This window comes from Isoptericola sp. S6320L (genome assembly GCF_023015685.1).
In the GTDB taxonomy this organism is placed as follows: Bacteria; Actinomycetota; Actinomycetes; order Actinomycetales; family Cellulomonadaceae; genus Isoptericola; species Isoptericola halotolerans_A.
The window spans coordinates 41,226-49,198 of sequence record NZ_JALKAT010000029.1 but is presented as its reverse complement, the minus strand read 5'-3'; the positions used below and the strand labels follow the sequence as shown (position 1 = coordinate 49,198).

Below are 7,973 nucleotides of genomic sequence, written 5' to 3'. Positions count from 1 at the left end.
CACGCCGTCATCGCTGGACAACAAACGGCGTGTCGTGCACCCACAACACCCAGAGCGCCCAGAGCAGCCACAGCGCGGGGCGGGGCGGGGGGCAGGAGAGCTGAGAGTCAGCGCTGGACGCGTGCGCTGCCGCCCGCGGCGAGCTTGGCGACCTCGGCGAGCGTCGCCGTCGTCGTGTCCCCCGGGGTCGTCATGGCGAGCGCGCCGTGCGCGGCGCCGTACTCGACGGCCTCGGCCAGCGAGTCGAGCTCCATCAGCCCATAGGCCAGGCCGGAGGCGAACGAGTCGCCGCCGCCCACGCGGTCGAAGATCTCCAGGTCGGGCCGGTGGGTGGCCTCCACGAAACCCTCGGCGCGCGACCACGCGATGGCACCCCAGTCGTTGACCGACGCCGACTTGACGCCGCGCAGCGTCGTGGCGATCACCTGGAAGTTCGGGTACGCCTCGGCCGCGGTGCGGATCATCGCCCGGAAGGCGCCCGTGTCGAGGTCCGTCAGCGACTCGTCGGCGCCCTCCACCTCGAAACCGAGGGACGCCGTGAAGTCCTCCTCGTTGCCGATCATGACGTCGACGTGGTGGGCCAGGCGCCGGTTGACCTCGCGCGCCCGCTCGACGCCGCCGATGCCCTTCCACAGCGAGGGCCGGTAGTTGAGGTCGTAGGAGACGATCGTGCCGTGCCGGCGGGCGGCGGACATCGCGGCCTCGGCCACGTCGGCGGTGGACTCGGACAGCGCCGCGAAGATGCCGCCCGTGTGCAGCCACCGCACACCGGAGGAGAACAGCGCGTCCCAGTCGACGTCGTCGGGCTGCATCTGCGATATCGCGGTGTGCCCGCGGTCGCTGGTGCCCACGGCCCCGCGCACGCCGAAGCCCCGCTCGGTGAAGTTGAGCCCGTTGCGCACCTCGCGCCCGATGCCGTCGTACTCGCGCCACTGCACCCAGGAGGTGTCGAGGCCGCCGGTGAGCATGCAGTCCTCGACGAGCCGGCCGACCTCGTTGTCCGCGAGCGCGGTGACGATAGCGCCGCGCAGCCCGAAGCAGCGCCGCAGCCCGCGGGCGACGTTGTACTCGCCGCCGCCCTCCCAGACGTCGAAGCTGCGGGTGGTGCGGATGCGACGGTCGCCCGGGTCCATGCGGAGCATGACCTCGCCGAGGGCGACGACGTCGTAGCGGCAGTCCGCGGCGGGGCGCGTGGTGACGGACGGGTTGCTCATGAGTTCTCCTTCACGAGGTCGACCGCCTCGGCGGTGAGTCGGGTGATCTGATCCCACTCGCCGGCGTCGACGAGCCTCTTGGCGACCATCCACGAGCCGCCGACGGCGAGCACCGGCGCCAGCGCGAGGTACTCGCCGAGGTTGGCCGCGCTGACGCCGCCCGTCGGGACGAACCGCACGGTGCCGAAGGGCGCCGCGAGCGCCTTGAGGGCCGCGGGGCCGCCGACGACGGAGGCCGGGAACAGCTTGACGGTCTCGACGCCCAGGTCGAGCGCCGCCATGATCTCGGTCGGCGTGGCGACGCCGGGCAGCACGGGCACGCCGTGGTGCTGGGCGCGCTCGACGACGCTGCGCGACAGGCCGGGCGAGACGATGTAGCGCGCGCCGGCGTCGACGACGGCGTCCACCTGCGCCGCGGTGACGACGGTCCCGGCGCCGACGACGACGTCGGGCTGGTCGCGCGCGACGGCGCGGATCGCGTCGAGCCCGCCCGCGGTGCGCAGCGTGATCTCGGCGACGGGCAGCCCGCCCGCGACGAGGGCCTCGGCGAGCCGGAGGCCCTGCTCCGCGCCGTCGACCACGACGACGGGCACGAGACGGTGCTGCTCGAGGGTCTTCAGGGTGTCGCCGGGTGACATCTGCTCTCCGTTTCGCTATGGTGAACGCCAGTTGTTCACTACGGAATGCACCCTACCAGGACGGTCCCATGGAACCCAGCCCGCTCGGCAGCGTCGACAAGGCCCTGCTCACGCTCGACGCCCTCGGGCGCGCCGGCGCCGACGGCACCTCCCTGGCAGACCTCTCGGCCGAGGTCGGCGCCAACAAGTCCACGCTGCACCGCACCCTGGCCGCGCTGCGCCACCGGGGCTACGCCGAGCAGACCGAGGAAGGCACCTACCGCCTCGGCCCGGCCGTCCTCGCGCTCGGCAGCACGTTCCTCGCCGAGGAGAACCTGCCCGCCCTGCTGCGCCCCGCGCTCGACGCCCTCAGCGCCGAGGTCGACGAGCTCGTCCACCTCGGCGTCCTCGCCGGCCGGGAGGTCGTGTACCTGGAGAAGGTCGAGCCGCAGCGGGCCGTCCGGGTATGGTCCGCCGTCGGACGCCGCCGCCCCGCCGCCACCACGGCGCTCGGCCGCGCGCTCCTGGCTGCCGGTCCGTTCGACGACGCCGCCCTGGCCGCATACGCCACACCCGGGACCGCGGCCGACCGCCTCCGGGAGGCGCTGGCCGAGGCCCGGCACACCGGCGTCGCCACCGAGACCGAGGAGAACGAGCCCGGCATCGCGTGCGCCGCCGTCGCCGTGCTCCGTGCCGGCCGGCCGATTGCCGCGGTGTCCATCACCGCACCCGCCGAACGCATGACCGGCGCCGCCCGGGAGGCGCGGATCGCCGCGCTGCGCGAGGTGCTGCCCGCCCACCTGCCCGCCGACCTCACCGTGCCGGCCGCGTAGCGGGCAGCGAGCGCCGACCACGCGCACCGACCGCCCCGCCCGGTGCCGAACGCCACGCCGTCGGGCACCATGGCTGCCATGACCCCCACACGAACCCGCAATCCGCAGAGCATCCTGTTCATCGGCGGCTCCGGCGTCATCAGCGCCGCCTCGGTGACCCGCGCGGTGACGCAGGGCCACCACGTCACCGTTCTCAACCGCGGCCGTTCGACGACCCGCCCGCTGCCCGCCGACGTCGAGACGCTCGTCGCGGACGCGGCCGACGACGACGCGGTCGACGCCGCGCTGGCCGGCCGCGACTTCGACGTCGTCGCCCAGTTCCGCGCCTTCTCCCCCGACCACGTGGCCCGGGACGTCGAGCGGTTCACGGGGCGCACCGGCCAGTACGTGTTCATCTCGAGCGCCTCGGCGTACCAGACGCCGCCCTCACGCCTCCCGGTCACGGAGTCGACCCCGCTGCGCAACCCGTACTGGCAGTACTCCCGCGACAAGATCGCCGGCGAGGACCTCCTGGTGCGCGCGTACCGCGAGGACGCCTTCCCGGCCACCGTCGTGCGCCCCAGCCACACCTACGACCGCACCCTGCTGCCGACGAGCGGAGCCTGGACGGACGTCGCCCGGATGCGGGCCGGCAAGCCCGTCGTCGTGCACGGCGACGGCACGAGCCTGTGGACGCTGACCCACACGGACGACTTCGCCGTCGGGTTCGTCGGCCTGCTGGGCCACCCGCACGCCGTGGGCGACACGTTCCAGATCATGGGCACGCACGCCCCCACCTGGGACCAGGTCTACACGTGGCTGGGCGCCGCGGCGGGGGTGCCCGACCCCGAGATCGTCCACGTGCCGTCCGAGACGATCGCGCGCGTCCTGCCCGACGTCGGCGACGGTCTCCTCGGAGACAAGGCGCACTCCATGCTGTTCGACTGCGCCAAGCTGCGGGCGCTCGTGCCCGAGTTCGGCACCACCATCACCTACGACCAGGGCGCCCACGAGCAGATCGCCTGGTACGACGCGCACCCCGAAGCGCAGGTGGTCGACCGCGCGCTGGACGAGGGCTTCGACCGGCTCGTGGAGCACGCCCAGGCGATCTGAACCTGGCACGTAGCCTGGCGCCGTGACCACACCCCTCGTCCTGCTGGACCTCGACGGCACGCTCATGGACTCGGCGCCGGGCATCACGGCGTCGGCCGCGCACGCCTACCGCACGCTCGGCCTGCCGGTGCCCGACGCCGCCACGCTGCGCTCGTTCGTCGGCCCGCCGATCACGGACTCCTTCCCCACCCACGGCGTGCCCCGCGAACGGGTCGGCGAGGCGCTCGCCGCCTACCGTGCGGCCTTCACCGCCGGCGGCATGTTCGACAACTCGGTGTTCGACGGCGTCCCGGCGGCCCTGCGCGAGCTGCGCGCGGCCGGCTGCGTCCTCGCCGTGGCCACGAGCAAGCCCGAGGTGTTCGCACGGCCGATCTGCGAGCGGTTCGGCCTCTCCGCGCTGGTGGACGACGTGTTCGGCGCACCGCTGGACGAGGCGACCTCGACCAAGGCCGACGTGATCGCCAAGGCGCTCGCCGCGCTCGGGCGGCAGTCCCCGGCCGCGCCCGAGGACGGCCCGGTGCTGATGGTCGGCGACCGCGAGCACGACGTCCACGGTGCGGCGGAGCACGGCATCGGCTGCCTGGGCGTGAGCTGGGGCTACGCCGCTCCGGGCGAGCTCGAGCGCGCGGGCATCGTCGGGACCGTCGACGACGTCGCCGACCTCGCCGCGCAGGTCCTGGCCCGGCTGCGCTGAGCCGGGCACGACGAAGGCCCCGGACCCTGTGAGGAGGGTCCGGGGCCTTGCGTCGTCAGTCGGCGGGAAGCCCGCTCCGGGCTACTCGGCGCCGGCCTGCATCTGCCCGGTGGGCGGCAGGTCGGACACGGAGACACCGGTGGGTGCGTCGAGCGCCGCGGCAGCGCCCACGGAGACGGGCCCGCGGTCGTGCTCGGACTTCGGCACCCCGCGGAACGTGAACTCCCCGAGGATGCCCTCGCCCTCGCCGTCGACGAGGACCATCTCGCCGGACTTGAGCTCGCCGAACAGGATCTTCTCGGACAGCGCGTCCTCGATCTCCCGCTGGATCGCCCGCTTGAGCGGCCGCGCACCGAGGACCGGGTCGTAGCCCTTCTCAGCCAGCAGCTTCTTGGCCGCAGGGGTGAGCTCGATGCCCATGTCCTTGTCGCGCAGACGCTTGTCGAGCTTGGCGACCTCGAGGTCGACGATCTCGATGATCTCCTGCTCGGACAGCTGCGGGAACACGATCGTGTCGTCGACACGGTTGAGGAACTCGGGCCGGAAGTGCTGCTTGAGCTCCTCGTTGACCTTCGCCCGCATCCGCTGGTAGTCCGTCACCAGGTCGCCGCCGGCGTTGAAGCCGGTCTGGACGCCCTTGGCGATGTCCCGCGTACCGAGGTTGGTCGTCATGATGATGACGGTGTTCTTGAAGTCGACCACACGACCCTGGGAGTCGGTGAGCCGACCGTCCTCGAGCACCTGCAGCAGCGAGTTGAAGATGTCCGCGTGGGCCTTCTCCACCTCGTCGAACAGGACCACGGAGAACGGACGGCGGCGCACCTTCTCGGTGAGCTGACCACCCTCGTCGTAGCCGACGTACCCGGGGGGCGAGCCGAACAGCCGCGAGACCGTGTGCTTCTCCGAGAACTCCGACATGTCGAGCTGGATGAGCGCGTCGTCGTCGCCGAACAGGAACTCGGCGAGCGCCTTGGCGAGCTCGGTCTTCCCGACGCCGGTGGGACCGGCGAAGATGAACGAGCCACCGGGACGCTTCGGGTCCTTGAGACCGGCACGCGTGCGACGGATCGCCTGGGACAGCGCCTTGATGGCGACGTCCTGGCCGACGACCCGCTTGTGCAGCTCGTCCTCCATGTGCAGGAGCTTGCTCGACTCCTCCTCGGTGAGCTTGACGACCGGGATGCCGGTCGACATCGCCAGCACCTCGGCGACGAGCTCCTCGTCGACCTCCGCGACGGTGTCCAGGTCGCCCGACTTCCAGGCCTTCTCCTTGTCGGCGCGCTGCTGCGTGAGCTGCTTCTCGGTGTCACGCAGGCCGGCGGCCTTCTCGAAGTCCTGGTCGTCGATCGCGGACTCCTTGTCGCGACGGGCCTCCGCGATCTGCTCGTCGAGCTCCTTGAGCTCCGGCGGGGCCGTCATCCGGCGGATGCGCAGGCGCGCGCCCGCCTCGTCGATGAGGTCGATCGCCTTGTCGGGCAGGTACCGGTCGTTGATGTACCGGTCGGCGAGCTGGGCGGCCGAGACGAGCGCGGCGTCCGTGATGGACACCCGGTGGTGCGCCTCGTAGCGGTCGCGCAGACCCTTGAGGATCTCGATCGCGTGCTCCATCGACGGCTCGTTGACCTGGATGGGCTGGAAGCGACGCTCCAGCGCCGGGTCCTTCTCGACGTGCTTGCGGTACTCGTCGAGCGTCGTGGCACCGATGGTCTGGAGCTCACCACGGGCCAGCATCGGCTTGAGGATGCTGGCGGCGTCGATCGCGCCCTCGGCGGCGCCGGCACCCACCAGGGTGTGGATCTCGTCGATGAACAGGATGATGTCGCCCCGCGTGCGGATCTCCTTGAGCACCTTCTTCAGGCGCTCCTCGAAGTCACCGCGATAGCGCGAGCCGGCCACCAGGGCGCCCAGGTCCAGCGTGTAGAGCTGCTTGTCCTTGAGCGTCTCGGGCACGTCGCCGCGCACGATGTCCTGCGCCAGCCCCTCGACGACGGCCGTCTTGCCGACGCCGGGCTCGCCGATGAGGACCGGGTTGTTCTTGGTGCGGCGCGACAGCACCTGCATGACCCGCTCGACCTCGGGCTTCCGCCCGATGACCGGGTCCAGCTTGCCCTCGCGCGCGGCCTGCGTCAGGTTGCGGCCGAACTGGTCCAGCACCGCGGACCCGGAGGGCTGCCCCTCCTGCGGGCCGCCGGCGGCGACCGGCTCCTTGCCCTGGTAGCCGCTCAGCAGCTGGATGACCTGCTGACGCACCTTGTTCAGGTCGGCACCCATCTTGGTGAGCACCTGCGCCGCCACGCCCTCACCCTCGCGGATGAGGCCGAGCAGGATGTGCTCCGTGCCGATGTAGTTGTGGCCGAGCTGCAGCGCCTCGCGCAGCGACAGCTCCAGCACCTTCTTGGCACGCGGGGTGAACGGGATGTGCCCGCTCGGGGCCTGCTGGCCCTCACCGATGATCTCGGTGACCTGCGCGCGCACGCCGTCGAGCGAGATGCCCAGCGACTCCAGCGCCTTGGCGGCAACGCCCTCACCCTCGTGGATGAGGCCGAGCAGGATGTGCTCCGTGCCGATGTAGTTGTGGTTGAGCATCCTCGCTTCTTCCTGCGCGAGGACGACCACCCGACGGGCTCGGTCCGTAAATCTCTCGAACATGTGCTGCTCCCTCACGAGCGGCGTTTTCCTGGCCCCGTCGGATCGACGGCGACAGCCTGACCGCTACGACTCTATTCGCTCCCAACATGCCCACCCCCCTCCAGATGCCCTTGTTCGCCAGGGGCGTGACGGCGCGCCCCGTTGCCGAGACACCGCTCGCGGAGCAATGGTGGGCAGAACAGGTCGCCGCACACGGGGAGGGCCACCATGGACGACGTCGGACGCGAGGCGGGGCAGGGCCGGGCCGGTCGGCCGCGGAGCGGGCGACCGGGGCCGCCCGATCCGGTGGACGCGCGCCTGGCGCGGTTCTCGGGAGTGGTCGGCGAGGTCGTGGACCCGTTGATCTGGGGCCTCGACCTGGAGGACGAGGCCCTCACGGGGTACGACGACGAGACCGACCCGACGTCGGACCGGTTCGTCCGGTCGTACCGCACCTTCGCGCGGGAGTCCTTCGAGGTGGAGACGCTGCGGACGCCGGTGGCGGCCGACGCGGTGGAGGACGTGGTGCGCGCGGCGGCGAGCGGCGCGCTGGTCGCGCCCCTGCACGCGGACATCGCCTCTCCCGTGGAGCCTGACACGACGCAGACGCCGCACGGCACCTCGGACTTCGCGGACGACTTCGCGGACTACCGCAGCGCGATGCGGTCGATCGTGACGGAGGTGGACGCCGTGCCGCTCGAGAGCGCGGAGCTGACCGTCGACGGGACGTCCCGGCCGGCGACCCGGGTCCGCGTCCGGGACGTCACGGCCGTGCACGTCTCGCTGCCGGGGCGGGACCTCGTCGTCACGGGACCGGCCGACCTGGTCGACCGCGTCGACGTGGTCACCCGGCCGATCCGGTCGCTGCTGCACCCGCCCGGGCGTCGCTGACCCG

The 7,973-nt window shown here is 72.2% G+C and carries 7 protein-coding genes; 4 read left to right on the top strand and 3 right to left on the bottom strand.

All coding sequences use genetic code 11. From position 1 onward, the window contains the following. Positions 1–107: 107 nt before the first annotated feature. Both MWU57_RS14160 and eda read right to left on the bottom strand, forming a co-directional pair. Positions 108–1,214 carry a sugar kinase gene (locus MWU57_RS14160; RefSeq protein WP_246909930.1) on the bottom strand — a complete coding sequence of 369 codons (1,107 nt, stop codon included), beginning with the start codon at positions 1,212–1,214 and terminating at the stop codon, positions 108–110. After that, the gene (gene eda, locus MWU57_RS14155) at positions 1,211–1,852 is read right to left on the bottom strand and encodes a bifunctional 4-hydroxy-2-oxoglutarate aldolase/2-dehydro-3-deoxy-phosphogluconate aldolase (RefSeq protein WP_246909928.1); all 642 of its coding nucleotides are present in this window, start codon (positions 1,850–1,852) and stop codon (positions 1,211–1,213) included. The genes MWU57_RS14160 and eda overlap by 4 nt, the downstream gene beginning before the upstream one ends. 68 nt (positions 1,853–1,920) lie before the next feature. On the opposite strand from eda, the gene MWU57_RS14150 reads away from it, so the two are divergent. The 3 genes from MWU57_RS14150 to MWU57_RS14140 all read left to right on the top strand — a co-directional run bounded on the left by MWU57_RS14150 (position 1,921) and on the right by MWU57_RS14140 (position 4,450). Beyond that, a complete protein-coding gene (locus MWU57_RS14150) occupies positions 1,921–2,664 on the top strand; it encodes an IclR family transcriptional regulator (RefSeq protein WP_246909925.1) in 744 nt (247 codons plus the stop codon). Positions 2,665–2,742: 78 nt separating this feature from the next. Continuing rightward, complete coding sequence (locus MWU57_RS14145) at positions 2,743–3,756, top strand: NAD-dependent epimerase/dehydratase family protein (RefSeq protein WP_374108563.1); 1,014 nt, start codon at positions 2,743–2,745, stop codon at positions 3,754–3,756. A gap of 22 nt (positions 3,757–3,778) precedes the next feature. Continuing rightward, positions 3,779–4,450 (top strand): HAD hydrolase-like protein, encoded by a 672-nt coding sequence (locus MWU57_RS14140; protein ID WP_246909921.1) that lies wholly within the window; start codon positions 3,779–3,781, stop codon positions 4,448–4,450. 81 nt (positions 4,451–4,531) lie between these two features. Here MWU57_RS14140 and MWU57_RS14135 read toward each other — a convergent pair whose 3' ends face one another. After that, positions 4,532–7,099: an ATP-dependent Clp protease ATP-binding subunit gene (locus MWU57_RS14135; RefSeq protein WP_106264767.1), complete on the bottom strand. Its 2,568-nt coding sequence runs from the start codon at positions 7,097–7,099 to the stop codon at positions 4,532–4,534. Between the two features lie 207 nt (positions 7,100–7,306). On the opposite strand from MWU57_RS14135, the gene MWU57_RS14130 reads away from it, so the two are divergent. Continuing rightward, the gene (locus tag MWU57_RS14130; protein WP_243400797.1) at positions 7,307–7,969 is read left to right on the top strand and encodes a hypothetical protein; all 663 of its coding nucleotides are present in this window, start codon (positions 7,307–7,309) and stop codon (positions 7,967–7,969) included. Positions 7,970–7,973: the final 4 nt, after the last annotated feature.

Coding starts and splice junctions, on each gene's coding strand:
- MWU57_RS14135 (WP_106264767.1), bottom strand. CDS start 7,099: ATGTTCGAGAGATTTACGGACCGAGCCCGTCGGGTGGTCGTCCTCGCG.
- MWU57_RS14130 (WP_243400797.1), top strand. CDS start 7,307: ATGGACGACGTCGGACGCGAGGCGGGGCAGGGCCGGGCCGGTCGGCCG.
- eda (WP_246909928.1), bottom strand. CDS start 1,852: ATGTCACCCGGCGACACCCTGAAGACCCTCGAGCAGCACCGTCTCGTG.
- MWU57_RS14145 (WP_374108563.1), top strand. CDS start 2,743: ATGACCCCCACACGAACCCGCAATCCGCAGAGCATCCTGTTCATCGGC.
- MWU57_RS14150 (WP_246909925.1), top strand. CDS start 1,921: ATGGAACCCAGCCCGCTCGGCAGCGTCGACAAGGCCCTGCTCACGCTC.
- MWU57_RS14160 (WP_246909930.1), bottom strand. CDS start 1,214: ATGAGCAACCCGTCCGTCACCACGCGCCCCGCCGCGGACTGCCGCTAC.